Origin of the sequence: Sphingobacterium psychroaquaticum, assembly GCF_900177625.1 — a bacterium.
Classification (GTDB): domain Bacteria; phylum Bacteroidota; class Bacteroidia; order Sphingobacteriales; family Sphingobacteriaceae; genus Sphingobacterium; species Sphingobacterium psychroaquaticum.
Genome location: NZ_FXAU01000003.1, coordinates 1 through 26,158, shown reverse-complemented (window position 1 = coordinate 26,158; position 26,158 = coordinate 1). Strand labels below are relative to the sequence as shown.

At 40.9% G+C, this 26,158-nt stretch carries 21 protein-coding genes; 14 read left to right on the top strand and 7 right to left on the bottom strand.

The genetic code is table 11. The features are described 5' to 3' along the window. Positions 1–7 precede the first annotated feature (7 nt). The 3 genes from bamA to B9Y69_RS08510 all read left to right on the top strand — a co-directional run bounded on the left by bamA (position 8) and on the right by B9Y69_RS08510 (position 4,011). On the top strand, positions 8–2,584 hold the full coding sequence (bamA, locus tag B9Y69_RS08520) for an outer membrane protein assembly factor BamA (RefSeq protein WP_085472535.1): 2,577 nt from the start codon (positions 8–10) through the stop codon (positions 2,582–2,584). Between the two features lie 256 nt (positions 2,585–2,840). After that, positions 2,841–3,374, top strand: a complete 534-nt coding sequence (locus B9Y69_RS08515; protein WP_085472534.1) for an OmpH/Skp family outer membrane protein — start codon at positions 2,841–2,843, stop codon at positions 3,372–3,374. 103 nt (positions 3,375–3,477) lie between these two features. Further along, complete coding sequence (locus B9Y69_RS08510; RefSeq protein ID WP_085472533.1) at positions 3,478–4,011, top strand: OmpH/Skp family outer membrane protein; 534 nt, start codon at positions 3,478–3,480, stop codon at positions 4,009–4,011. A gap of 52 nt (positions 4,012–4,063) precedes the next feature. Here B9Y69_RS08510 and B9Y69_RS08505 read toward each other — a convergent pair whose 3' ends face one another. Continuing rightward, complete coding sequence (locus tag B9Y69_RS08505; RefSeq protein ID WP_085472532.1) at positions 4,064–5,494, bottom strand: phytoene desaturase family protein; 1,431 nt, start codon at positions 5,492–5,494, stop codon at positions 4,064–4,066. 164 nt (positions 5,495–5,658) lie between these two features. On the opposite strand from B9Y69_RS08505, the gene B9Y69_RS08500 reads away from it, so the two are divergent. Continuing rightward, positions 5,659–6,381: a 3-ketoacyl-ACP reductase gene (locus B9Y69_RS08500; RefSeq protein WP_085472531.1), complete on the top strand. Its 723-nt coding sequence runs from the start codon at positions 5,659–5,661 to the stop codon at positions 6,379–6,381. A 44-nt stretch (positions 6,382–6,425) separates the two neighbouring features. On the opposite strand, the gene B9Y69_RS08495 is transcribed toward B9Y69_RS08500, so the two are convergent. Next, a complete protein-coding gene (locus B9Y69_RS08495; RefSeq protein WP_085472530.1) occupies positions 6,426–6,845 on the bottom strand; it encodes a GNAT family N-acetyltransferase in 420 nt (139 codons plus the stop codon). Positions 6,846–7,018: 173 nt separating this feature from the next. Between B9Y69_RS08495 and B9Y69_RS08490 the strand changes: the two genes are divergently transcribed. The 6 genes from B9Y69_RS08490 to B9Y69_RS08465 all read left to right on the top strand — a co-directional run bounded on the left by B9Y69_RS08490 (position 7,019) and on the right by B9Y69_RS08465 (position 15,580). Continuing rightward, positions 7,019–8,353 carry a WG repeat-containing protein gene (locus B9Y69_RS08490; RefSeq protein ID WP_159451825.1) on the top strand — a complete coding sequence of 445 codons (1,335 nt, stop codon included), beginning with the start codon at positions 7,019–7,021 and terminating at the stop codon, positions 8,351–8,353. Positions 8,354–8,459: 106 nt separating this feature from the next. Beyond that, positions 8,460–10,739: an ATP-binding protein gene (locus B9Y69_RS08485; protein ID WP_085472528.1), complete on the top strand. Its 2,280-nt coding sequence runs from the start codon at positions 8,460–8,462 to the stop codon at positions 10,737–10,739. After that, the gene (locus B9Y69_RS08480; RefSeq protein ID WP_085472527.1) at positions 10,736–11,365 is read left to right on the top strand and encodes a response regulator; all 630 of its coding nucleotides are present in this window, start codon (positions 10,736–10,738) and stop codon (positions 11,363–11,365) included. The genes B9Y69_RS08485 and B9Y69_RS08480 overlap by 4 nt, the downstream gene beginning before the upstream one ends. Before the next feature lie 204 nt (positions 11,366–11,569). Then, the gene (locus tag B9Y69_RS08475; protein ID WP_085472526.1) at positions 11,570–12,253 is read left to right on the top strand and encodes a hypothetical protein; all 684 of its coding nucleotides are present in this window, start codon (positions 11,570–11,572) and stop codon (positions 12,251–12,253) included. A 10-nt stretch (positions 12,254–12,263) separates the two neighbouring features. Beyond that, positions 12,264–14,321 carry a hypothetical protein gene (locus B9Y69_RS08470; protein WP_085472525.1) on the top strand — a complete coding sequence of 686 codons (2,058 nt, stop codon included), beginning with the start codon at positions 12,264–12,266 and terminating at the stop codon, positions 14,319–14,321. After that, on the top strand, positions 14,315–15,580 hold the full coding sequence (locus B9Y69_RS08465) for a hypothetical protein (protein ID WP_085472524.1): 1,266 nt from the start codon (positions 14,315–14,317) through the stop codon (positions 15,578–15,580). The genes B9Y69_RS08470 and B9Y69_RS08465 overlap by 7 nt, the downstream gene beginning before the upstream one ends. 73 nt (positions 15,581–15,653) lie before the next feature. Here the strand turns inward: B9Y69_RS08465 and hpf are convergent, their stop codons facing one another. Beyond that, positions 15,654–15,998, bottom strand: a complete 345-nt coding sequence (gene hpf / locus B9Y69_RS08460; RefSeq protein WP_085472523.1) for a ribosome hibernation-promoting factor, HPF/YfiA family — start codon at positions 15,996–15,998, stop codon at positions 15,654–15,656. Positions 15,999–16,011: 13 nt separating this feature from the next. Then, positions 16,012–16,893 carry a tyrosine-type recombinase/integrase gene (locus B9Y69_RS08455; RefSeq protein ID WP_085472522.1) on the bottom strand — a complete coding sequence of 294 codons (882 nt, stop codon included), beginning with the start codon at positions 16,891–16,893 and terminating at the stop codon, positions 16,012–16,014. Between the two features lie 217 nt (positions 16,894–17,110). On the opposite strand from B9Y69_RS08455, the gene B9Y69_RS08450 reads away from it, so the two are divergent. The 4 genes from B9Y69_RS08450 to B9Y69_RS08435 all read left to right on the top strand — a co-directional run bounded on the left by B9Y69_RS08450 (position 17,111) and on the right by B9Y69_RS08435 (position 21,215). Beyond that, the gene (locus B9Y69_RS08450) at positions 17,111–17,974 is read left to right on the top strand and encodes a TraB/GumN family protein (RefSeq protein WP_085472521.1); all 864 of its coding nucleotides are present in this window, start codon (positions 17,111–17,113) and stop codon (positions 17,972–17,974) included. Positions 17,975–17,984: 10 nt separating this feature from the next. Then, complete coding sequence (locus B9Y69_RS08445; protein ID WP_085472520.1) at positions 17,985–18,494, top strand: RNA polymerase sigma factor; 510 nt, start codon at positions 17,985–17,987, stop codon at positions 18,492–18,494. Continuing rightward, the gene (locus B9Y69_RS08440) at positions 18,484–19,095 is read left to right on the top strand and encodes a hypothetical protein (protein WP_085472519.1); all 612 of its coding nucleotides are present in this window, start codon (positions 18,484–18,486) and stop codon (positions 19,093–19,095) included. Before B9Y69_RS08445 ends, B9Y69_RS08440 begins: the two co-directional genes overlap by 11 nt. Before the next feature lie 113 nt (positions 19,096–19,208). Beyond that, complete coding sequence (locus tag B9Y69_RS08435; protein ID WP_085472518.1) at positions 19,209–21,215, top strand: FUSC family protein; 2,007 nt, start codon at positions 19,209–19,211, stop codon at positions 21,213–21,215. A gap of 10 nt (positions 21,216–21,225) precedes the next feature. Here B9Y69_RS08435 and B9Y69_RS08430 read toward each other — a convergent pair whose 3' ends face one another. The 3 genes from B9Y69_RS08430 to B9Y69_RS08420 all read right to left on the bottom strand — a co-directional run. Beyond that, on the bottom strand, positions 21,226–23,184 hold the full coding sequence (locus B9Y69_RS08430; protein ID WP_085472517.1) for an OmpA family protein: 1,959 nt from the start codon (positions 23,182–23,184) through the stop codon (positions 21,226–21,228). Between the two features lie 13 nt (positions 23,185–23,197). Further along, a complete protein-coding gene (locus tag B9Y69_RS08425) occupies positions 23,198–24,211 on the bottom strand; it encodes a PorP/SprF family type IX secretion system membrane protein (RefSeq protein ID WP_085472516.1) in 1,014 nt (337 codons plus the stop codon). 33 nt (positions 24,212–24,244) lie between these two features. Then, a partial coding sequence (locus B9Y69_RS08420) for a T9SS type B sorting domain-containing protein (protein WP_144036533.1) occupies positions 24,245–26,158 on the bottom strand: 1,914 nt, incomplete at its 5' end.

Genomic DNA, 26,158 nt, shown 5'->3' with positions numbered 1-26,158 from the left:
AGAATAAATGAAGCGCATATTATTTTTTATAACTTTTACTTTACTTCTGGGAGGACAGCAGACATTTGCTCAAATCCGAGGTAAAAACCCGATCAATCTAAACGATCCCAACGAGATTAGCTACCTAGATCCGAAAAATTACGTTATTGGTGGCGTCCGCGTTACGGGTACCGAATATCTTGACAGCGACGTTTTGATTACGATCTCGAAACTTGTCGTTGGTCAATATATCGAAGTACCGAGTGAGGCTACCGCAAATGTTGTAAAAACATTAATGTCACAAAATCTATTTGATGATGTTCAGCTGTATGCAGAGCGTATCGAAGGAGATAACATTTATTTGGAAATTCGCGTGCAAGAACGTCCACGCCTGACACGCATAGATATCAATGGTCTAAAGAAAGCGGAAACAGAAGAAATCCGTAAACGTCTAAACACCAATACGGGTAAAATTGTCAATGACAACTTACTTAAAACGACGCAGGCAACCATCCAAAAATTCTTACGTGAGAAATCTTTCTTATACCCAGAAATAAAAATCACGACAGCAAAAGATACCGCACAAGCTAACAATGAAATTGTTATTGTTAATGTCGAAAAAAATAAAAAAATCAAAGTACACAAAGTACACTTTGATGGACAAGAGGCTTTTTCAAGCGGTCAACTGCAAAAATACCTTAAAGGTGTAAAGCCTCGGAAGTGGTACCGCATTTTTGGCCCTGGTAAATTTAAAGACGATAAATACAAAGAAGCAAAACAAAACTTAACTGCAAAAATGCAGGATAAAGGATACCGTGATGCCGAAATTCTTTCTGATAGCGTTGTTCGTTATGACAATAATGAAGTCGATATTTATCTGAAATTACATGAAGGTCCTCGTTACTTTGTTGGAAATATTGAATGGTCCGGAAACTCTAAGTACACAGATTCTGTCTTAAACTTAATCTTAGGTATTGAGAAAGGTGATGTATACAGCGAAGAAAAAATCACAACCAAATTACAAGGACCAACGCGTAACTCTGATGATATTAGCGCCTTGTACCAAAATGATGGTTACTTAACTTTTGGTATTCAACCCATCATCAAGCGCATCTATAACGATACAGTCGATTTAGAAATCGTATTGAGTGAAGGTAAACAGTTCACAATCAATAACGTGATTGTTAAAGGGAACGATGTAACAAACGATAAAGTTGTTTTACGTTCTATCTATACAAAACCAGGACAGAAGTTTTCACGTGAATTATTAATGCGCAGTGTCCGTGAAATCTCTCAATTAGGAATGTTTGATGAGCAAAAAATCACGCCTAACCCGACCAACTTGAACTATGAGGACGGAACCACGGATCTAGAATATAGGGTAACAGAAAAACCGTCCGATCAGGTAGAGCTTTCGGGAGGTTACGGAGCCGGACAAGTTATTGGTACGCTTGGTTTGACCTTCAACAACTTCTCTACAAGCAATATGTTCAAAAAAGACGCGTGGAAACCATTACCTCGTGGAGACGGACAAAAACTAAGCGTTCGTGGACAGACGTCTGGTAAACGTTACCAATCGTACAGCTTCTCCTTCTCTGAACCTTGGTTAGGGGGTAAAAAACCTATCTATTTCGGTTTGAGTGCTTACACTTCTAGCTCTTCATACGGTGGTTTTAACTACTACACCGGACAACAAATGGTAGCGGATAGAGATTTGAACAGAATTTGGATGACGGGGGTTACAGCAACATTGGGTAAACGTTTACAGTGGCCTGATAACTACTTCCAGATTAATACATCTTTATCGTTCCAACGTTACAAATTGCAGAATTACGGTAACTACTTCTTGTTCTCAGATGGTACAGCATATAACATGAACATCACCCAAGAGATAAGCCGTAACTCAGTTGATGCACCAATCTATCCGACATCAGGATCACATTTCCGTTTCTCGGTACAATTGACACCGCCATACTCTTCGTGGAACAATATCAATTACCAAACAGCAGCGGATAATGTTAAATACAAATGGACAGAGTATCACAAATGGAAATTCGATAGCCAATGGTACACTAAGGTGGCTGGTAAACTTGTATTAAAAGCACAAGCACAGTTTGGTTATTTGGGTAGCTACACCAACAAAACACCGACTTCAACATTTGAGCGCTTTAAACTTGGTGGTGATGGTATGCAAGGGTTTGACTTCTTGCAAGGTTCGGAGATCATTGCTATGCGTGGCTATGCCAACGGTACGTTGATTCCAGAATCTACAGGAAATGGTTATGAGCGTATCGCGATCAACTCAGGTAGTCCAATCTATGCAAAATACCAAATGGAATTGAGACACCCAGTAATGTTGAATGAACAGGCTACAGTATTTGTTCTTGCATTTGCTGAAGCTGGAAATACATGGAATAAATTCAGTGAAGTAAACCCGCTTAAAATGCGCCGTTCAGCTGGTGTTGGAGCACGTATCTTCTTACCAATTTTTGGTATGTTAGGTATTGACTACGGTCACGCCTTTGACCCTATCCCAGGACTACGCTCGAGCGAGTGGAAGCAAAACTTTACATTCAGTATCCTTCAGAACATGGGCGGATTCTAAGAATCCTGACATATACGGGCAAAGGAGGCACTTTAATAAGTGCCTCCTTTTTTATTAAATGAGGATTTAATTTTCACGGGCAAAGGACTGATTCGCTTATTATTGAGTTAAAATATGTTAAAGGAGGAAATTAAACCTTTATTAGCAGGTTTTTTATTACTTTTGGCAAGTAAAAATCTTTCATGAAATAAAGGCGGATTTTAAACTTTTTGGAACTATAATTGTCCTACAGAGTGTAAGCTTAACTTTAAGAAATATGAAAAAAATAATATTTGTAATTGCTTTTGTAGCTTCTTCCATAACCGCAGCCTTTGCACAGCGTATGGCGTATGTGGATTCGGAATATATTTTGAAGCACATTCCGGAGTATGTTTCAGCACAGAAACATTTAGATGATTTGGCTACGAACTGGCAAGAGGAAGTAGATAAGCAGTATGGTGAGATAGAAAAACTGTACAAAGCATATCAAAACGATCAAGTATTACTAAACGACGATATGCGTCGTCGTCGTGAGGACGAGATCGTAAACAAAGAAAAACAAGTTAAGGATTTTCAGCGTCAAAAGTTTGGTTATGAAGGAGACCTGTACAAAGAACGTATCCGTTTGGTAAAACCCATTCAAGATCGCGTTGCTAAGGCCATCCAGGATATTGCCAACAATCAAGGTTTAGATATCGTTCTAGACAAAGGCAGTGAGGTTACTTTTTTGTTTGCCAATCCAAAATTGGATAAAAGTAATGACATCATTACTAAATTAGGCTTTAAGCCAGATCCAAGCTTGTCAAACTAATTTTTTTGTTTATTATTGTAAATACAAATTAATTATTAACATCATAAAAAAAGTGTGGTATTAGGCTTGCGTAGTTTAATACGAAAAGATTAAAATGGAAAGAATGAAAAATTTATTTAGAGGTGTAGCTGTAGCAGCGGTGATGTTCTTCGGTACGCAATATGTTAGTGCACAGCAGAAAATCGGTCACATCAATTTCGGGGATATCATTTCTTCTACCAACGAATTCAAAACAGCGCAAGATCAATTGAAAGTTTTGCAAGAAACTAAAACAAAAGAATTGCAAGGCATGTATGAATTGTTCCAAAAGAAGCAAACAGATGCAAACGAGAAGTTAAGAAACCGTAGTGAAGCAAACAAAGCAGCTGTAGATGCTGAATTGCAAACATTGGGTCAAGAGTTGCAAACAATGGAGCAACGTATCCAAGAGGTGCAACGTGTTGCACAAGAGGATTTAGGAAAGAAAGAACAAGAGTTGTTCGAACCAATCCAAAAGAAAGTAGTTGATGCGATCAATGTTGTATCAAAAGAGAAAGGTTATGCATACGTTTTAGATGTATCTAACGGTAGCATTCCTTACTATGGTGGTGGTGATGACTTAACAGCTGCAATCAAAACAAAACTTGGTGTAAAATAATTGCACAAGCAAACACAATAAAAAAAGCCTTTCCAAATTGGAAAGGCTTTTTTTATGAATTTATATCTCTGAAGTGATCGCGCAATACTGTTTGTGCCGCATGGAAACCACTCATTCCATGAACACCGCCACCTGGCGGCGTCGCTGAAGAACATATATAGACCCGTTTATTGGATGTTCTATAAGGTGTTAAACGACGTGTTGGCCGTGTATATAACTGAAATATATCCATTATACCGCCGTTGATATCCCCGCCTACATAATTTGGATTGTAATCCTCCATCTCGCGGGTGTTCAATGTAGATCGTTCCAAAATAACATCCCGAAAGCCTGGTGCAAAACGTTCCACCTGCATTTCAATAGCATTCGTTCGATCGATCAAAGAACCATTCGGCACATGGCAATACGCCCATGCGGTATGCTTACCGTCTGGAGCTCGACTTGCATCAAATAAAGAAGGTTGAGTTAACAATACAAAAGGGCGCTCCACAATCTCTCCTTTCGCAGTCCGTTCTTCATTCGCCGCAATCTCTTCATAAGTATTCCCCAAGTGTACAGTCGACGCTTCGCGGCATCTTCTGTCCCGATATGGAATAGGCTCCGATAGCGCCCAGTCAATCTTAAAGACCCCCATCCCCTGCCGATATCGACTTAACTGCTGGCGATAACCGGACGACAAGTCTAGACCATCTATGGCCAACAGTTGTCGGGGTGTAAGATCTAAAACAAGAACCTGATGTTCGGGAAGCGCTTTTATATCCCGTAACCAAAAATCAGTCTGTATCTTTCCTCCTAAATCTTTATAGTATGCCGCTAACGCATCGGCAATAGCTTGCGATCCACCAACGGGTATAGGCCATCCGTAACGGTGCCCGACACCTGAGAGCACCATTCCTATAGCTGCTGTGGTATAATTCGTCAATGGTTGAATACCGTGAGCCGCCATTCCTCCCCATAAAGCTTGCGCACGTTTTGTTTTAAAACGACGCGCAACAGCGTCTGCAGACTGTACCGCTGTAAGGCCGAATTTTGCCAATAATATCGGGTTCTTAGGAACCCGCAAGGGCCCCATAATATCATCCGCCAACGGCTCCCACTCGTTCGCTACCAAACTCATAAGTTCATGGTAATAAGGGGCATCCTCCTCCAAAGCATTTGCGGTTTCAGCAAGATCTCGTTTCAGAAATACGGTATCTGTGTCATCTAATGGATGTGCTGCTTCATACGGTGCATAGGTAAAACGTAACCCATAGGCTTCCAAAGGCAATGATCTAAAAAATGGAGAAGCCATCGCCATAGGATGTACGGCCGCACATACATCATGCAGAAACCCGGGTAGCGTCAACGCCTTACTCCGCATCCCTCCACCAATCGTTGTACCTCCTTCTAACAACAAGGTTTTTAGTCCCCGTTGTTGCAAAGTAATCGCAGCAGCAAAACCATTCGGTCCCGAACCGACTATTATCGCATCATATTTTTCCAATCTATATTACTTTTACTATAAAGCTATGTTTTTTTTCTTATATCAAGAATACAGTCTCTATTTCCATCAAAAGACAGTGGATCTCTTTGGTTATTTAAAGAAAAGATGACGCACAGATTAAGGGATCTCTGCCGCAAAATTGTAATTTGCCCAAAACTTTATTTATGCAAACATTACACGGAAAAACCGCACTTATAACAGGAGCAGGAAAAGGCCTTGGAAGAGCCATGGCACTCGCATTAGCAAACGAAGGAGTCAATCTACTACTTATCAGTCGCACCTTGAGCGACATTGAAAAAGTCGCAGCAGAAGTACAAGCATTACCCCCTGATGTCTTAGTTCAAATCGCAGCGGCCGATATCAGCAAACTGGAAGAGGTAAGAAACGCACTCACTACACTGACAGCTGAAAACAAAAAAATCGATATCTTAATAAATAATGCAGGTATCCTTTCCTATGGAAGTGTTTTGGATATTGCTATTGAAGAATGGGAACGTGTTATACAGACCAATGTGCTGGGCACATATTATATGATCCATGAAGTACTACCTTTCTTATTGGAACAACAACAAGGAGACATTATCAACATCGCTTCCACTGCAGGGCTTAAAGGTGCGGCAGATCTGAGCGCTTATGGTGCTTCCAAGGCTGCTGTTATCAATTTATCGGAAGCAATCATGCAGGAAGTTCGCAAGAAAGGAATTCGTGTAACCATCGTAAACCCAAGTACGATTGCCACCGACATGACTTTGAGCAACAACTTCACGGACGGTAATCCAGAACGTGTTCTACAACCAGAAGACCTAGCCTTTCTAGTGGTCAACAACCTTAAACTTCCCCAACGTGCTTTTGTGAAAGAAGTAAGTTTATGGTCTACAAATCCTTAGTTATTTTAGTTTGGGCGGACAAAAGTCTGCCCAAACTAAAATAACTAAACATCGATTTCCATCCGATAGTACGTCAACGTTCCTCGATAAAATAAATCCCCCACACGGCGCATACCGATCTGTTCATAAAATCCTTCTGCGGTCGTCCGTGCATGGCACCACAACTGTTCTATACCATTAGTCTGACAAAAGGTTAAGACCGTAGCCAATAAAGCGCGACCTATACCTTGGCCTTGATAGTATTCTTTAACGGCAAATTTTCGGAATTGTGCGACCTTGCCATCAGGGAAGAGCGAGATGACGCCTACGAGCGTATTCTCTAGGTAGGCTCCAAAATGGACGCCTTCAAAATCATCCGGGAGTTGTACATCGCGCAAACTACCACCTGGATACATCACTTCCAGTCGTAAATGCCAAGTCACCGGTGCCGCCACCTGTTCGATCTGTAGTTCTTTTCTCTGCATCGCTACACCATTAAATAAGCTATTGTTTTCAATACCTGTCTATTACCACTAAATCACAGAATATACCCGATTTCAGGGATATAATTATTAGCATGAATTATGCATCTTTGCTCTATATTAAAGCAAATATGAAAAAAATATTAGTAGTGTGCTCCGTCTTTTTACTATGCACAATGGCTGCATTCGCCCAAAGTCAAAAATTTCATCGGATAGATTACAAAATTCTTTTATCAGCCGATGCAGGAGATGGTGAAGGAATTGATGCTAGTGCCGACGATATAATATTACAAGGATGGACTAATCCAAATTACATCAAGATACAATCAGATGGTGAAATGGAAACGATTATAATCCATAACAGAAAAAATAGACAGACTTATTTTCTGTACCCTGAACACGAGCAATACGTGGATGCCAATCCTGAAAATACAGCATCAGCTACTACGGATGAATACCCGATCAAATACATTGCAGGACAACAAAAGAATATTGCGGGATACGCCTGTAAATTAGCGCAATTAAACTTACGTCATGATACCCCGGAAGAAGATCCGATTATCGTTGATATTTGGTATACAGAAAAAATACCTGTTTTATACTGGGGCGATTTCGACTACCTCGAAAAGCTTCCTGGGGCGGCCTTAAGCATCAGCTCGAGTGGTAATGGCTTTATTGCGGCAAACGTTATTGCGGAAAATGTGGAGCTATCACAGTTTGAAGTGCCGGAGAACTATACGGAAGTTGATAATGTGGAGGATTACGAAGATCTATATGCCGATACGCAGCTTGAAGAGAATCTATTCCAGTACACGGATGAAGAGACTTCACTAATCGGACTAAAAGATGGAGAAGACAACCTCTTAACGGAAGCAATTTACACCACTGTAGCAGAGTTTCACGCGGGTCAAGGTGTAGCGAGTAACGGCGATTACAAATACGGTGTTATTGATCGTCAAGGAAAAGTAGTTATACCATTTGAATATGAATACTTGAGTTTCAACCCTGATGCGGCTCAATATGTTTTCAGCAAAGACGAAAAGTTCGGTATAATGGACGCAAACAGAAAAGTGTTAATCGCTCCAAAATATGACATGATAAATTTCTTTAACAAGGGATTTGCACAGTTCACTGAAAATGAAAAAAATGGTCTGTTAAACCTTAAAGGAGAAGCTGCCGTTCCTGCAAACTACGAAACGATTATCGATTATAACGGAACACACTTCATCACCATTGAAAACGAACGTTATCACATGTACACGATCCAAGGTTTACGCAAAGTCGCTACTAACCTGGATTATATAGGGTGTACGGAAGAGCCAAATATATTTATTGCCATGAAAGGTGACAAATATGGATATATCGATCATACAGGCAAGCTCATTATTCCATTTAAATATAGTGGAGCTACTTTATTTAGCGATGGTGTAGCTTCTGTATATATAGAAGAGACCGATGAGAATTTCTGGATCAACACGAAAGGTGAGCGCGTAGCTGCCCCAACCGAATAACGTATTTTTTACCCGCGATACAGCACGGCGGCATTAGCTTTCCGTGCTGTTTTCGTAAATAGACAGTAAACCAGTAGCTTTGCACAGAAAAGTGCAATAAATAACAATGGCCAACCAACGAGCGACAATATTCCTTACCCGTTACATTCTCCAATCCGTACGTGGAAAGTGGATATTTTTATTGTTACTCTTCGTGCCTTGTCTCACAAAAGGGCAACAACTTCTCGATAAGCTTGCTTATCAATATCAAAGCAGTAAGCTCAACGATCCTTCAAAGTTTTATAAAGCCGGCAAGTATGCCCAAGCCTTGTTCTTCAATCAACAACCCGAGAAAGCGATGCAACTCTTGGAAGAAAATCTGAAACAAGCACAACGGTTTCCCGATAGTAAATATGCGGCACACCTCTGCGCAATCTTAGCCATGAACAACCGCATTCTGGATCATGAAAAAGAAAGTAAACAGTATATTGATCTCGCTCATGTATATGCTGAAAAGACAACACATAAAGAAACAAAAGGTTATGTAAGTTACTGTCGAGGATGGCTCCACGCCCGTAATAACCAAGAGGCAGAAGCCGTCCGTCAATTTTTAAATGCCCTTCAACAATTTGATAATGCGCAACCTTCGGAAAGCCTCTTGATCAGAAAAGCATCCACCTTGAGTGAGCTGACCTCGATCTACGCCAACTGGAAAGAATACGAATTGCAAGAAAAGTATGGTAAGCAAGCCTTAGACATCGCCATCAAACAACAAGATCCGGCAGCGATCTTTGAAGCATACATGATGATGGGCTATCTCTGCGAGCAACAATACATTGCGTCCTTACAAGACGACAAGCTCCATACGTCCGAACGATATTACCTAAAAGCGATTGAGACCTACCAAAAAAACAAACAAAATATGGTCGTCTCTTCCAACCTCTCCTTCGCTGCCATTAATTTAGCCAATCTATATTTGCATTATTTTCCGGATACCTACCGTGAAAAAGCTATCGCCTATGCCGAAATGGCGTTGGCACAAGCACAACAAAGCGAACAGTTTTCACAGGTTGCATCTGCATATGGTATTCTAGCCGATATAAGCATCAAGAAAGGTAACGCTGAACGCGCCAAAGACTATCTACTTGCATCCCTTACGGCGGTCAACCAAGACCCCCTATTGGATCAAACCGTCGTCATGAGCATCTATCAGCATCTTTCAAAAATATACGAAGAGGAGAAAAACCTATCTGAAGCCTTACGTTATTACAAATCCTATAATGAAGTTTTCACGCGTGTCTATGACACCGAGAAACTCGAGCAGGGCCGTCGCCTGGAAGCGCAGTTTGAGAAAGAACGTCAGCAGCAACAGTTATTGCGGCTGGCCCTTGAATCCCAGCAAAAGGAACAGCAGCTCAGTCTCATGCATATCCGTACAGTCCAACAGCAGCAACTGTTGCAAAATATGCGACTCAATGAAGAAAACCAACGCAAGGAACTAGAATTAGCACACCTTGAGGGACAAAAAAAAGAACAACAACTGAAGCTTTCTAGATTGGAAGCACAAAAAAGAGAACAAGAAGTGTTGAACTTTCAAAACACGATTAGCTATAAAGAAAAATTAAACCGATACTATGGCTTACTGGCTGCTGCCTTTTTATTGCTCCTTATTCTCCTCTTATATGCCTATCTCCAACGCGCTAAAGGGATGCAACAACAGCAGAAACTCCATGCCCTAGCGTTAGAGCAAGAACGTCAAAATAGTCAAATCTCAAATCTTACCGCCATGCTTGACGGGCAGGAGCTGGAACGAGGTCGTTTAGCCCGCGACTTACATGATGGCCTGGGCGGCATTCTTTCGAGCACCAAGCTGAATCTTTCGCACCGCATTGAAAAAATGAATGACGTCGAAAAGCTGCACATGCAAGACTCCCTATCACAGCTGGATAGCGCTGTTAATGAGTTACGACGCGTGGCGCACAACCTGATGCCCGATTTGTTGATTAAATATGGCTTACAAGAAGTTCTTCAAGATTATGCTAAACGCATGGAGAATGAAAAGCTAGAAATCGATGTTCATTTTCTTCATTATACACAACGCCTGTCTACTGAAAACCAACTATTGGTTTATCGGATTATTCAAGAATTGGTCAATAATGCAATCAAGCATGCTGAAGCCAACCAGCTGTTAATCCAACTTGTTGAAGAAAATGACCGCATATACGTAACCATCGAAGATAACGGAAAAGGGTTTGATATGAACGCTATTGAACAAAAAAAATCTGCCGGATTACACAACATACAATCGCGCGTTCAATTCTTAAAAGGACAGCTTAATATACAGTCTGAGTTAAACTTGGGCACAACAATAGAATTTGATTTCCCTATCCAAAACACTACCGCATGATCAACATTGCTATTACCGACGACCATCCGCTCCTCTTGGAAGGATTAAAGAATATACTATCTAAAGAAGAAGACTTTCACGTCATTGGATGTTTTCCGGATGCTAAAAGTACATTGGCTTTTCTGTCTGAAACACCGCCACAGGTATTATTATTGGATATTAATTTACCCGACGCCAACAGCCTAGACCTGGTCGCCGATATGAAACGAAAGTACCCGGATTTACGGATACTGATCATCAGTGTACATAATGAATATGCCGTAATCAAGAGCATGCTCGACCAAGGAGCAAACGGTTATGTCCAGAAAAACTCATCTGTTGATGATATTGTAACCGGCATTAAAACCATCCTCCTGGGAGATACATATGTTTGTTCGCAAACGAAATTTATACTAGAATCTAAACAACAAGACACATTATTACGGGTACCCAAACTGACGCGTCGCGAGAAAGAAATTTTACAGGAAGCAGCACAAGGGTTTACAACGATACAAATTGCAGAGCGCCTGTTTATCAGTCCGCACACGGTAGAAAGCCATCGAAAAAATCTAATTGAAAAATTCAGCACCAAAAATTTGAGCTCCGTCATCAAGCTAGCCCTGGAGTATGGTTTAATTCGTCAGTAATTATAAAACCACTGCTTTCAGGGATTTCACGCATACGACTATCTCTGTATTTTTGTGCTTATAGAATACATATACTAGATCAAAATAGTCAACACAAAAAAAGTCGTGTGGAAGAACGGCTACAGCTCTTGGATCTCATTTTGTATTCCTGTTTTATATCAACATCTTTGTTATTTACGGTCCCCAGCTGGACAACGATACACTATGAAAAAAATACGTCTAAAAATAAAGATCTTACTGCTATCGATCACCTGTATGCTCTTCACCAGTTGCTTCGATTTGGTCGAAGAAATCGATATGAAGGCAGACGGATCGGGCTCGATCAAGGCTACACTTAATTTGAGTAAAAGCAAAACAAAAGTAGCCTCACTCATGAAGATGAAAAGTGTTAATGGTTTAACTATCCCGAGCCAAGCTACCATCAAGTCAGAAACGGCTACGATCATAAAAATTCTTCAATCCACTCCCGGCATAAGTCGGGTAAACCATACGTTGGATTTTACAAATTTTATCGCAACCATCTCCTGTGACTTTACTTCTGTTACGGCTTTAAATAGTTTTACCAAAACGCTGGCGCAACACTTCAAAAGCCCTCTTGGGAACAACCACAGCTATAGCTATAACAACAAATCATTAACCTTTGGACGCCAATATACATATGCGTCCTCGATGAGTAAGGAATTTTCTAAACTCTCCCAAAATGATCGTAAACTTTTCGATGATGCTTTTTACACACAAATAGTACGTTTTGATAAAAGTGTAAAATCACAAAATAATCCAACGGCAAAACTATCCGCCACTAAAAAAGCCGTTCTCTTAAAAATAAAAGCAACAGACCTAATTAGTGGTAAGGCCTCTGTAGCGAATAATATTGTACTTCAAAATTAATTCTAACATAATGCATCCAAAAAAATACTTCTGTGCACTGCTTACTGTATTCGGTGTTCATGCGACGCATGCACAAGATCTTATTAAGCAGGTTCCCGAAAATGCTGAATTTGTAACGGTCATCAACAATAAAGCCATCGTTAAGCATAGCTCCTTTGAGAAAATAAATGCCGTTCTCTCTCGTCTCGGTGCTTTTGATGCATTGGATCAGCATCAGCAAGAACGAACTAAAGACATTATGGATCTGGATATGTCTTATGATCGAAATGGATACATCTATCGGGTAAACAACGATAGCTTATATTATATCGGTATACTAATTCCGTTGAAGCAGGACAATAAAGTCGAGCAGCGACTATTTACTGACTTTAGCTCCCTGCCGACCGAGAACGGTTATCAACGTCGAGTTTCTCCGGATGGGAAGATGCAAGCAGCATGGAACAATAATGTTTTGTTTTTGTTCACTGGCTCGATCAATAATCGTTATTTCGAACAAGAAGAAGTAGCCAACCGTTATGGTATTGAAATCCCACAATATGACGCAGCAGTTGATGCGGCATATGCCGAGGCTGCCGTGGAGGCGATCGATTTTTCGGAGGATGACATAGAGGTAGACACGAGCGAAGCCGAAGAGTGGGAAGAAGATGAACTTGAAGCCATCGAAGAAGCTGCAGCCGCAGTAGATTCGGTTGCTGCTATTGTTTACGAAGAGGCTACCCTAGCCGATTCCGTAGAAACCCTATGGGAAGCCCATGATTTTACACTGGAAGGCGACAGCATTGAAGGATACACGTATAACTATGGCGATGATGAATATGACAACGATGCCTACACCGACTCGATGTACCAAATAGAGATGGCAAGGAATGCAAAAAATGATTCGATCCGAAATAACCTTTTTACAACATGGTTAGCGCACGACTTCAACACGTATCTCACGCCTCAAAAAAATCTATCATCTAATAAAGATATTTTAGCATTTGATCCAAAAAACACACTCGTACGTCTTTGGGTTAATGACCTGGATGATGTATATAAAAATGCATTGCCTTATGATGCACTAACACTAGCGTATGGCATCAAAATGCAAAATCTAAACTATGGGTACAAGGAAGCTATGTTTGACTTAGTCCAAGACCAACATACATTGAAACTAAAAGGTGCTATCGGCTTAGATAAGGAGATGGAACAGGTCTTCAAAAAAATATATAAGACGAAAGCAAATCCACGGTTCTCTAAATATATTCCACAAAACCATTTAGGATACTTCTCTTTAAATATCAACACAGAAGGTTATTTACAGCAAATGCCTGCTTTATTTGACCGTTGGTACGGACCACTCCTTTCAGAACATGCCGACCTGGTCTCGATTGCAGGAATGGCGCTTGAAATCGCTGTAGATGAAAAAGCAATTGGTAAAGTAATGCGTGGCGATCACCTTCTGTTTGTTAACGACCTTCAAAAAGTAAATACCGAATATACGGATTACGAATATGATGAGGACTATAATTACACTGAAGTTACTAAAACTAAAGAGGAATTTATTCCGAGTTTCCTATGGATGTTCACTTCTGAAGACCAACGCTTATATAAGAAGCTCTTGACGTACGGCGAAAAGACGGTCAAAATACAAGAAGAAGATGGTATCTATACCATTCTCGAAAATAAAAGTACGACAATCTATATCACCTTTAAGGACGATATCGTATTCATCAGTAACGACCGCGAACAGATCCTTAGCATCAAAGAAAATAGATTCAGAAGTGTTGCAAATGGACAGATTAAAAAAGATATACAGAACAATATCTTAAACGCTGTTGTTCATACCGCGGCTATTCCAGAAACATTAAACAAGCTTGGGGTTCCTGTTATCAACAGTTGGAAAAAAACTGTTGATCAGCTATCTAACTACGGTGATATTGCCGTTCGTGCACATGGCTTAAAGGGCAATAAACTAACGGGCGAAGTAGCTATTACTTTCCCCCGTCAAGGTGAGAATGCCCTTCAGTATCTTTTAGACCAACTTATTGATAATGTAGATGAGAGTATGACTACTTCATTATGGTAAAAAAGATCTTTATATACACAAGTATCACCCTAGCCGTGCTTTTTACCATCGGCTGGGGCTTTTACCTGGTACGTAAATATCAGGCAAACAAACAATTTGTAAGTACACAAAGTACCACGATATTGTCTGTTGCTGTCGACGATCTTCTCCTCGATAATGTTTCTTCTCTTCTCAAAAAAAAGAAATCACAGGTATCCGATACCACCAGCAAAAGAAACTGGCTGAAAGATTTCTTCTGGAATAGTGGTCTCAAAATACCATCACGTCTATTTTTCTTCTCGCTACCGCAAGAGCAGGACAACCTATTTGCCATCCTGTCTGTATCGAATTATGAAACATGTCTTTCATTTTTTGTAAACCACTATCCGAAACAGATTGAGCTCATCGATAAAGAAAAGGGACTGATGGCAGTCAAGCTCCATAAATATTGCCATATACTTTTTAACAAAGAATTTCTGGCCCTTGGTGTATCAACGGCGGAGCCGGAGCTAAAGCAAAGCCTAGCAGCACTACTGGACAAGCCCCAATCGTGGCAAACAGCGGTATCAAAAGCCACGGAAATAGGCTTTACATTCGATAAGCATGTCACACTAAACCGCTTGGACCAAACATTGGCTATTGGTATTGATATTAGAGAAAATAAAGCAACTATCACCGGCAACTGGCTTTTATCTCAGCAACAGCCAACAAAGAAAATGATACGCCAGCTCCAACCAACGACGGATGTACTCACCTTTTGGAGTACCCTTCCTTTCGAAGAAACTCCTTTATTGGCACGTATTAGTGCACTCGCCTTGGGAAATGAAACAGCTTCTATGAAGGCTGATTACATCGATATTCAGGTTTCTCCACAGTCCACAACACAGCAGGACACCATTATCAGCTATGGTTATGACGATAACTTTAACAGTATCGAAACATCCGAAATTCGTACATTAACCGTTCCGAAAGTTAGCTATACTTGGCGTGGTACAATAAAAAACAAGGTCCAATTACCCTCAAAATTCTTTTACAATTTCTATAGAACGGAGGTAGATAATTATGAAATCAACTCGACTTCGCGGGACAGCGAGCAACAGCAATTTATTTCAACGGAGAGTCCGATCTTTTTAGCGGTCGACTTTGGACGCTGGCCAAACAGCTGGTCTATGGGATTATTCGAAACCTGGAAAGCATCCCGCTTAAAGGTACATATCGATAGCCGCATAAAAGAAGGACGAACACTGACTATAAATGGGCATGCAAGCATCGCCGATTAGTAAAAAAAACAAAGGCCTCAGCATTTATATTTGCTGAGGCCTTCTGTATTCCATAAGATGTTGTTACAATAAACTAGAATTCATCTTCTTCACTGTTCAACAATTCTTTATGGTTACTCGAATTCGTCTTTACCTTTGTTTTGTATTTATTAATCTGCCTACGGATGGATTCCACCGCTACGTCTGTAGCCTCTTCAAAAGTCTTGGCTTGCGCTTTTGCAAACAATTGACTTCCTGGAATATTTAACTTCAACTCCACAACCTTGTTTGCTTCATCATCCACATTTTCCAAGCGCAAGTAACAGAACCCTTCAATGATATTATCTAAGAATAGTCCGAGCTTAGCTGCCTTTTTCTTAATGAAGTCAACCAATTTTTGATCAGCATCAAATTTGATAGATTGCACTGTAATGTTCATTTTTCCTCCTTTTTTAAGCTTTTGGATGAGCTTGTTTATAAATCGTTTTCAATCTCTCAACCGAATTATGCGTATAGACCTGCGTTGCCGCGAGTCCCGCATGGCCCAATAACTCTTTAATAGCATTTAAATCGGCGCCATTGTTTAACAATGCAGTCGCAAATGTATGTCTAAGCACATGTGGGCTTTTTTTCTTTTGTGCGGTAATCTCTCCCAAACACCGCTTTACCATCCGGTAAATCAGTTCGGGGTAGGCTTGCTTACCTTCGTTAGTAACGATCAGGTAACTCGAATTGTTTGCAAATACCTGATCATATTTCAATTTTAAATATTTTTTTAATCCTGTCATCAATGTCCCATGAATGGGTACATAACGTTGCTTACTGCGTTTCCCGAATATAAGAATCTTTTGATTATAAATATCAATATCCTTCTCTTGTATCGTCAATAATTCAGACAAACGAATACCTGTTCCAAAGAGTAACTCCAACACGACAAATTCACGCAACTCAGCAAACGAATCAGCACCATGCTCCTTCTCATCTAAGAGCTGTACGAGCTTTTCTTGCTCCACCACAACCGGTAGTTTTTTGGGCATCTTAAGTGCCTTCACTAAACTCATCGGGTTTTGTGTAATCAAAGTCTCCCGCTGCAAAAATTTATAGAACGAACGCAAAGAAGAAATGGTACGGTTGATACTGCTCGCCGCGCGACCCTCTTCTTTTAAAGTCGCTAAAAAGTGTCGTACAACCCGGTAATCTACTTCCTCAAAAGGTATCTCCTCTTGTGTCAGAAATGTATAAAAAATATCTAGGTCGTGCGTATAGGCAAGCAAAGTATGTGTTGAGAATCGCTTCTCAAACTGCAAAAAATTCAAAAATCTTTTCTTCTCCATACCTTTTTTCTGCTTTCATAAAGATAGCAAAATTGCTCATATGAACAAATGATATTTATTATTTCTGTTCGCTTTGTTTAATTAAGAAACGTACCGGTTACAGACTTATTTTACGGAACCCCAAATAAAATAAAAATAATCTGTAACGAATCCTCCCTCCCTATTACCTACTGTATGAACGAAAACAAAAACACTAAAAAATTTAAACTATACTAGTATGAAACTAACAAAAAAAATAGCGATTTTAGGGACAGCAATTTTCCTCTCTCTACAAAGCTTTGCGCAGTCAACTAAAGAATCGTCCTTATGGAAGATTTCGGGTAATGGGTTAACAAAACCTTCTTATGTAACGGCAACTTTTCATACGATTTGTGCTGAACATTTTAATATTCCAGAGAAAGTAAAAAAAGCTATACAAGAAACTGATCAATTTACATTAGAAATTAACTATACCGATCCTGCGGAGATGGCGTACATGCAAAAAATGATGGCAAGTGAAAAAAGCCTGAGCGCACAGCTTACGCCTGCTCAAGCGCAGCAATTGGATAGCATCCTGCAGGCCTCCTACAATACCAACCTCAAAGCCGTAGAGACCTACTCTCCCCAAGCTGTCTATGCACTTATTGGCAAAAAAGCGATCGACTGTGATCCTTCGCAAATAAAATACTACGATGTCGAACTATTGAAGCTTGCGGCCGCACAAAAGAAAAAGCTTGGTGGACTGGAAACGGCAAAAGCACAATTCGACTATATCGGAAAAGCGTATAGCCTAGAAGAAGGTATTAAGCAACTCGCAGCTGGCGATGCCTATGCTGTAATCGCAAAAGAAATGTTAACAGCATTCAAAACAGAAAATATGACCGAGCTGGATCGACTATGTAAAGATCGACGCTTTATGAGTATCGAGCAGCAGCGTTGGATGTTGGATGAGCGTAATAAAGATTGGGCGTACAGCAGTATGCCAAACATGATGAAAGAAGGTTCGGCCGTCTTCGCAATGGGTGGTGCCCATCTTATGGGACAATCCGGCGTGCTTGAATTATTACGAAAACAAGGTTACGAGGTAACGCCTGTAAATTAAAATAAATCGCGTGAATAGTAGTATCGAACAAACATTTCTAGCGCTAATAAAGCAACATAAAGGAATTCTTCACAAAGTATCTCGTATGTATGCGGATAACCCGGAGGATCGCGAAGACCTACAACAGGAAATCATGATTCAGCTCTGGAAGTCATACGCTTACTTTAAGGGGGAGAGCGCTTTCTCCTCCTGGATGTATCGCGTAGCGGTCAACACATCATTGACCTACTTCAAAAAGGAGAAGAAAAGAAGCAACACCTTTACAGACAACGAAAATGTAAACGAGCCCGCACAAGAAGATTACAACGATACCCAAGACACCCAGTTACAGCTTTTTTACAAAGCCATACAAGAAATCAGTCCCATAGAGAAGGCTTTAATGCTTTATTTTATGGAAGGGCTATCGCACCGTGAGATCGGAGAACAACTGGGTATCAGCGAAGGAAATGCACGTGTAAAACTAAATAGAACAAAAGAAAAGTTACAAGAGATCATAAAAAAATACAATCATGAATTTTGATGAACTAAAAAAAGACTGGAATGCGGATCAACCGAAAGACCAGGATATTTCTACTAAAATACCAGCTCAAGAAAACAGTAAACACCCCTTGGAGCGTCTCCAAAAAAGTATGCGTAATGAATTTTGGGCACAAATTATTGCCATTATACTCCTTGCTGGACTACCACAGATGACTGATATTTCTTCTTCTTATTATATCACCTATTATGTAGCTTATAGTGTCCTTGTTGTCGTATCAGGATACTATCTATATGGATTCTATCAGTTCTATAAACAGATAAATCTATTTCATAGCGACACCAAAGGTAGTTTGCTACGCATTTATTACGAACTACGGCTGGCTATGGAGCGCTATCAGTCCTTTGGATTCTTGTTACTTCCCTTTCTTTTGGTTTGGTTTGGTATCTATAGCACAGATTTATTGCAAAAAAAAGGAAAGACAATAGCTGAACAACTTGCTAATGGGGGACAGTATGCCGTCGTGATCGCCGTTTTAATCGTGACATTCGGAACCATCGCAGCCATTGTCCTCTGGACTAAATATATTTATGGAAAATATGCAAAGGAATTGGAAAAAATGATCGACGATCTTGACACATAACACCAAAATAATGCTGTTGTCGTCACCCAAATAACACAAAAGCGACAACAGCTTTTTCTTTGCATGGAATAATTAAAATTATTTTCTACTTTTGTCGAAAATACAAGGCAAATATGCCGATAGACAATAAGAAGCCAAAATATAATACCGCAAAACGTCGTATCGCACGTTTTATCACTGCAGAGCATAGTGGTGATGCATTACGCAATCTCGCTACGATTCTCCTCCCTTGTCTTTTATTATTTTATTTGGTAGACCTACACACCGCCATTGGTATTGGTGTGGGTACACTAATGGCTTCGCTGACAGATTTACCGGGAAATAGAGCCGATAAATGGAAATCAGCGACCTATTGTATTCCGGTCTTTGCAGTGGCGACCTTCCTTACGGCAAGCACCTTTTCTACGCCTGTGTTATTGATTGCCTGTTTGATGCTGTCTGCCTTTGCATACACCATGTTAACAGTGTTTGGTCCCCGCCCTGCTGCTGTGGGCTCATTAGCACTTATTTTAATGAGTTTTATTATAGGGTTACGACCAACTTCACCCGTAGAACTAACCATTCATATTACAATTGGCGCGTGCTGGTATTACCTCATAAGCATTCTACAGGCCCGAATAACGCCTTACCGTTCACTACGCTATGCTATGGCCGATGGTTTCCATCACCTCGCGGTTTTGCTACAAGCGAAAGCGGCCTGCTACAACCCCGAAATCCCAATTGAACAAACGTATAGAAAACTCGGCAAAGTACATATACAGGTAAGCGATAGCCAAGAAGGAATCCGACGACTACTCCTACGCGAAGAGAAACTCCTCTCTCCGGAGATGAACAGTGCTTGGCTGAACAGAATCTATGGTCTTATTGACTTGCACGAACTGCTTACTGCATTGGATTACGATTACGAAGCGATCCGTCAGACGCTTGGGACAACAGGCGCCTTGACACCTATCCAATCCTTGATTCATATACTCAGTCGGGAGGTGGAAGCGGTTGGACATGCTCAACAATTCAAAACATCACGAAACACGCCAATCACTCAAAATATCGCGGTAGACAAGCTGTTGCTTGAAATAGGGAATATACGCAATCAATATCCTGCCGAAGTACGCACAATTTTAGATGCCATTATACAGAACATTAAAGCTATCATACATCTAATAGGTGTTCTACAGAAAAGCGAGCACAATTATGCGGATCACGGAAAAACGATCAAGAACAATGAGTATCATCATTTCATCCCATCCACTAATAGTAATTGGCGCACGATAAAGAATCATTTAACCTTTAATTCGCCTATTTTTACGTTTGCCGTTCGGTTGGCTATACTCTTTGGTGCCGGTTGTTTCTTAGGCTTTTGGATGTCCAACACCAATTACGCATATTGGATCTTACTAACTTTAGCTATTGTAGCTCGACCGAGCTTCATAAATACAAAAAAACGAAATATCCAGCGTATCACAGGTACATTGACGGGACTGACCATCGGTATACTTTTGCTTCAGACGGTTCATCATATTCCTACTCTCCTGGGCATTGCTGCCCTTGGTTTGTTTGGCTTTTTTATGTTTAATAGGCCGAACTACATGATTAGTGTTATCTTCATTACTGTTGCTGTAATGTTGGCCTTAAATATCCATGAAGGAAATATTGAACGTATCCTAGAAAGTCGATTGTTATTCACATTTACCGGGGCCTCTCTGGCTATAATCGGGTGTTACTTTATTCCTGTTCAACAAAAATCAGGCATGCAAAATCTTGCTAATGAAGTCGTTCGTAGCAGTATTGCCTACTTAAAGACACTGGAGCAGCAGCTTCAAGGAAACACATTTGACAACTATGCTGTACGCCTGGCACGTAAGAATACACAAACCATCTTAGCGGCCTTTTCGGATATGATGCACCAGTTACAAACAGAACCCGCACAGCGTAAAAAAGATTGGACAGCGCCAAATGCGTTTCATACGTTGGCCTATCGCATCAATTCATTAACTATTGGCTTATCTGTCAATATTGGCAATCAATGCACGGACTTTACCAAACAATTACAACTGAGTGAGCGTTCCAATAACATTAACAATCTATTAACAGACCTAAACCAATTAGCACGAGGCTTGTAGTCCATAAAAGTTAATACGCCAAAACCTCTACCTCTGTACGTCTATTTGCTTGATGCTCCTCTTCTGAACAAGTAACACCGTTCGCACACTTGTTTACCAGCTTCATTTCGCCGTATCCTTTGGCGACTAATCGCTCCCGCTCTATTCCACGACTCACAATATATTCAACAGCAGACCGAGCCCTATGTTGTGATAATACCAAATTGTACTTGTCAGAACCTCGACTATCGGTATGACTAGAAAGTTCGATACGCAATGTCGGATTATCCTTCATCACTTTTACCAGTTGATCAAGCACAACAGCAGCATCACTTCGGATATCATATTTGTCAAAATCATAATAAATATTATCCAACACAAAGCTTATTCCTTTCTTATTTACCGGTTGGAGTCTAAAATTAGCAAATAACGTCGTATCCCGACGCGCCGTTACGCCCGACACAAACAATGAGTCTGACATATACCCTTCTTTAAAGACCACGAATTTATACGCTGTCTTGGGTTCTAATTCTTTATCAAAATGTGAATCAGATACTGCAAAAGAGGAGAGCAACCCTCCATTATTATCAAACATATGAACACGCGACTCCCTCAACAATTCGGATGTAGCCTTATCGTAAACCTTACCCGCCAAGGTAATCGTTACTTTGGTTCTCGGTTTATTGTACACAAACGAGTAAATATCATCACTTCCTGCGCCACCTGATCTATTGGAAGCCAAATACCCATATTGGCGTTCTTCATCATCCGCACTCACGACAAAAGCAAAATCATCTGCGGAAGAATTCACCGGATAACGCAGACTTTGTCTACCACTAAAAGCGGCCTTCTGTCCGACTGCCTTAAAAATATCCAATCCACCCATGCTGGCATAACTATCGCTCGAAAAATAAAGGGTATCAGCAAATACGGATGGAAACATTTCATCTCCGTTTCCATTTATTTCTGGACCTGCATTTTGAGGTTTCCCCCATGATCCATCACTATTTTTTTCGCTAAACCATATATCTACCCCACCTTTACCACCGGGCATGTCAGACGCAAAATACAGCACATTACCATCGGTGTTGAGTGCTGCATGCCCTAAGGAATACTTTTCTACATTATTATACGGAAAGGGTTCCCCTATCCAGCTGCTTCCTTGTTTACGATAAACGATCAACTCAAGGTTATAACGTTTGAAACGCATGCTATCACGCTTGACTTTTTCAGCATCTTTCCCCATATAGGTACGGGTAACAAAAAGTACATCTTGTTTTTCATTCGTTGCCACAGGCCCAACATGGTAATCGGCACTATTGAATACATCTTCCATAAGGACCGGATATTTTAACGAGATACCGTCTTGATCTCTTCCTGCTGAAAACACTTTCAGGTAAGCCTGACCTGTCATACCACTAATTTTCGTCGACTGGATGGCTGGTTCTGCCGTATACAACGCACCATTACTCAAAGGTAAAACGGCGAACTCAGCACGACTTGTGTTAACCTCATGCTCGTTCTTAATCGTATGCTTCGTTGCCTGTGCCATCCATAGTAATGCAGAGTCACAACCTGCAATCTCCACTCTTACATCCTTACCTTGTGGAAAGCGTTGCTGAAAAGCCAAAAATTTAGCTTTTGCCTCCTCATACTTCCCATTAATCTTCACCAACCGAGCGTGCTTTAATGCGACATCCGCTTTTGTGGGATCACTGGCCACTAATTTCTCTAACCATTTTTCCGCATCTGTATATGCATTAATCTGATAATAGGCATCAGCTACGGCAGCCATCTCCTTATTGGATAGCTTTCTGCTCTGTTGCACCCTATTGTACATATCAGCTGCTTTAGCATATTCACCGGCTAAATAGAACTGATGGGCTTTATCCGCTAACGAAGCTTGCTCTTGCGCGCCTACGTTATTTGCAAGAAGAAGGAAGATACATCCCACTATTGCAAAAAAAAGTTTGTTCGACAGTTTCATCATATTTCAATTAAGCTTAGAAGAAGCGCGGATTCAGATACTGTTTCGTTCCAACTCTTCCAAAGGTCACACCAATTGTAACTTCATGGGTACCGCCTTGGTTCCCACTCATTTTGTTGATCATTGCATCATAAGAGTACCCAATCCGCAAACGATCTGTCACATAAAACTGTGCTATTCCGGTAATCGCATTCATAGCGCTTAGCTTATTAGCAGACTGTTCTTCATATGTACGTTTGAATACTTTGGCCCGCGTACGATACCCCGCTCCGATCCAAAATTTTCGGTTGAAAACCAACATTGCATTGAGATCTAGCGATGTTGGACCTTTAAAGTCTTCCTTCAGCAAAAGGCTTGGACGGATGTGAAACCCCTCCTGAACTTCAAATAATGCTCCCGCAATAAAGTAACCATGCACAGTACGATATATACTTTCGGTTATATTTTGATTAAACCGATAATCCGACCCTGAATTAGAGCCACTGAATAAATCCTGTACAGACACCCCTACATACCATTTAGGTGTATAGAAATAAGCACCCAATCTGATGTCGGGTACGAAATCAGAAATTTTACCTTCTGGGAGAACAGGATCATTTCCCTCTGTTGTTATAATCTTATTCCCATCTAATCCATATTGTGTAAATCCCCCAGCCACACCCAGACTCAAGCGTTTGGTGTCCTCATCGTCCAATTGTAAACGAAGCGCATAATTCGCATAAAAAGAAGTGGCAGACTGTGCGCCCAATTTGTCGGCCGTTAGATTTATTCCAACTCCATGTCGTTTCGTGTAGGGATCCAAAACCCCGTCGACAGAAATAGTCCCTGTTTTAGGTGCACCATCCCAACCTGTCCATTGACTACGAAGTCCTACTTGGGCAAACCATTCCTCCTTGTATCCGGCATAAGACGGATTAACACTCATGGAATTAAACATATATTGTGTAAACTGGATGCTTTGCTGGGCACTAACTTTCGTTAGGCCCAAGCATCCTGCTATGATCAAGACTAGATATTTTCCGTGTTTCATAATATTATCACTTTAATAATAGTTGCACCAATTTTAGTTTCTCTTAATCAACACTGAGCCTTTGAATACTTCTTTCTTACCTGCTTTTGTTGCCTCAATCAGATAGAAATATGTTCCAGCATTCAGTCCCGAACCATTCCATTCGTTGTTATACTTATCATTGCGATATACCTCATTACCCCATCGATTGATAACGGTTAAACTTATTTGATCGTAGGCTTCTACCCCAACAATTACAAATTGATCATTCACATTATCATTATTCGGAGAGAATGCATTTGGTATAATCAATGGGTTATCTAAAATCGCTACAGTAACCTCAGCCTCATTACTCCATCTAGCTTTCGCATCTTGTACACGATAAGTAAACATATCGGAACCTGTCGCATTCTTGTCTGCGGTATAGGTTATCGTTCCATTAATATTTACCGCCGCTATTCCTTTTTGCGCCTGTTTTACAACAGCTACTGTCGCTGTATTTATAGCAGATAGCGTCACTATATCGTTCGCGAGAACATCGATCGTAACCTGTGCACCCGCTTTGACCATAGCATCATCATCCTGCGCTGATATCAGTAGAAAATCTACAGGAATTGGATTAATATCATCGCGATCGTCCTCTGGATCTTTAACAGGATCTTTTCCTGGTCCCCAAACAGATACACCATTTGCAATAATATCTGGTGACTGCTCGTCGATTTCGGCTGTAACTTTCACGATAATTGTCGCACCTACCGGAACAGAGGCAGTTGTCGTTAGTACAGCATTATTTCCAGTACCAGAAACGGTCGCGTTATTGCTGGTTACAGCATATTCTTTGATCGTTAACCCTTGTCCTGGACGCTCAACAAGCGAGATTGTTTTACCTGCTTGCAACACAGCTGGCCCATCATTCTTAACCTCTAAGGTGAAGGTCGTCATCTCCCGCACTTTGACCCTAGACTGATCGGCTCTCTTCGTAATACTTAACTTCGTTTCGTATACTACAGGAATCTCTGGCGTCTTATCTTCATCATCAGGCGTCTCGGTCGTTGGCTTATCAGGTCCCCAAACCTTAACCCCATTGCTAATCGTCGTTGGCGCATCCGCCGCAACAGCTGCCGTCACCTTCACCACGATCGTTCCTCCTACGGCAACAACCTTGTTCGTTGTTACGGTAGCGGTGTTACCCGATCCAACCACCGTACCATTGTTCGAGGTAATATCGTAACGACTAATCGCTAGCCCCGCACTTGGCATTTCACCTAAACGAATAACTCTTCCCGATGCAATCTCCCCAGGACCACTATTCGAAATGGTAACAGTGAACGTGGTGTTTGTACCTGCTTTTACCGGATTTTGATCTGCTACTTTAGTTACAGTAAGTTTTGCCTGTGATTCCACTGGAATTGGTGGCGTCTCGTCCTCATCTCCGTCAACCTCAATACCATTTTTCACCACACCTGTCGCATTACCTGGAACATGTCCTTTAATATTCAACACAATGGTTGATCCAATGGCTATGTCTTGACTCACTTTTATTGTAAACTTACCGGTACCACTATTGTAAATACCATCGAATGTAGCATTGCCACTTGTAATTGAGATATCATTACCTGTGATCACCAAACCGTCTGGTTTTTCTGTTACAACAATGGCATGCCCTGTTTTCGCAGTAGATGGTCCACTGTTTGTCAATACAACTTTAAAGTCTACGCTTTGACCAGCAATTGCTTTTGCTGCTGTTGTCGTTTTTTCAACTTTAAAACTAGATGTTCTATTTACTGTAACATCTGGCGTGGTAGCCGTGCCATCCGGAGTGCTGTAGTCGCCTGCCGGATCCATGCTCCAGACCTTGATCGTATTGTTGATGATGCTGGCCGCAATGTCAGCAGCAACGGTAGCATTAACCGTCAGCGTGATGCTCTGGTTCGGTGCAACGCTGTTCGCAACCGTCAGGTTGAACGC

Bases quoted from the DNA above. Each gene is read 5' to 3' on its own strand.
- bamA (WP_085472535.1), top strand. From the start codon at position 8: ATGAAGCGCATATTATTTTTTATAACTTTTACTTTACTTCTGGGAGGA.
- B9Y69_RS08515 (WP_085472534.1), top strand. From the start codon at position 2,841: ATGAAAAAAATAATATTTGTAATTGCTTTTGTAGCTTCTTCCATAACC.
- B9Y69_RS08510 (WP_085472533.1), top strand. From the start codon at position 3,478: ATGAAAAATTTATTTAGAGGTGTAGCTGTAGCAGCGGTGATGTTCTTC.
- B9Y69_RS08500 (WP_085472531.1), top strand. From the start codon at position 5,659: ATGCAAACATTACACGGAAAAACCGCACTTATAACAGGAGCAGGAAAA.
- B9Y69_RS08495 (WP_085472530.1), bottom strand. From the start codon at position 6,845: ATGCAGAGAAAAGAACTACAGATCGAACAGGTGGCGGCACCGGTGACT.
- B9Y69_RS08490 (WP_159451825.1), top strand. From the start codon at position 7,019: ATGGCTGCATTCGCCCAAAGTCAAAAATTTCATCGGATAGATTACAAA.
- B9Y69_RS08485 (WP_085472528.1), top strand. From the start codon at position 8,460: ATGGCCAACCAACGAGCGACAATATTCCTTACCCGTTACATTCTCCAA.
- B9Y69_RS08480 (WP_085472527.1), top strand. From the start codon at position 10,736: ATGATCAACATTGCTATTACCGACGACCATCCGCTCCTCTTGGAAGGA.
- B9Y69_RS08475 (WP_085472526.1), top strand. From the start codon at position 11,570: ATGAAAAAAATACGTCTAAAAATAAAGATCTTACTGCTATCGATCACC.
- B9Y69_RS08470 (WP_085472525.1), top strand. From the start codon at position 12,264: ATGCATCCAAAAAAATACTTCTGTGCACTGCTTACTGTATTCGGTGTT.
- B9Y69_RS08465 (WP_085472524.1), top strand. From the start codon at position 14,315: ATGGTAAAAAAGATCTTTATATACACAAGTATCACCCTAGCCGTGCTT.
- hpf (WP_085472523.1), bottom strand. From the start codon at position 15,998: ATGAACATTACAGTGCAATCTATCAAATTTGATGCTGATCAAAAATTG.
- B9Y69_RS08455 (WP_085472522.1), bottom strand. From the start codon at position 16,893: ATGGAGAAGAAAAGATTTTTGAATTTTTTGCAGTTTGAGAAGCGATTC.
- B9Y69_RS08450 (WP_085472521.1), top strand. From the start codon at position 17,111: ATGAAACTAACAAAAAAAATAGCGATTTTAGGGACAGCAATTTTCCTC.
- B9Y69_RS08440 (WP_085472519.1), top strand. From the start codon at position 18,484: ATGAATTTTGATGAACTAAAAAAAGACTGGAATGCGGATCAACCGAAA.
- B9Y69_RS08435 (WP_085472518.1), top strand. From the start codon at position 19,209: ATGCCGATAGACAATAAGAAGCCAAAATATAATACCGCAAAACGTCGT.
- B9Y69_RS08430 (WP_085472517.1), bottom strand. From the start codon at position 23,184: ATGATGAAACTGTCGAACAAACTTTTTTTTGCAATAGTGGGATGTATC.
- B9Y69_RS08425 (WP_085472516.1), bottom strand. From the start codon at position 24,211: ATGAAACACGGAAAATATCTAGTCTTGATCATAGCAGGATGCTTGGGC.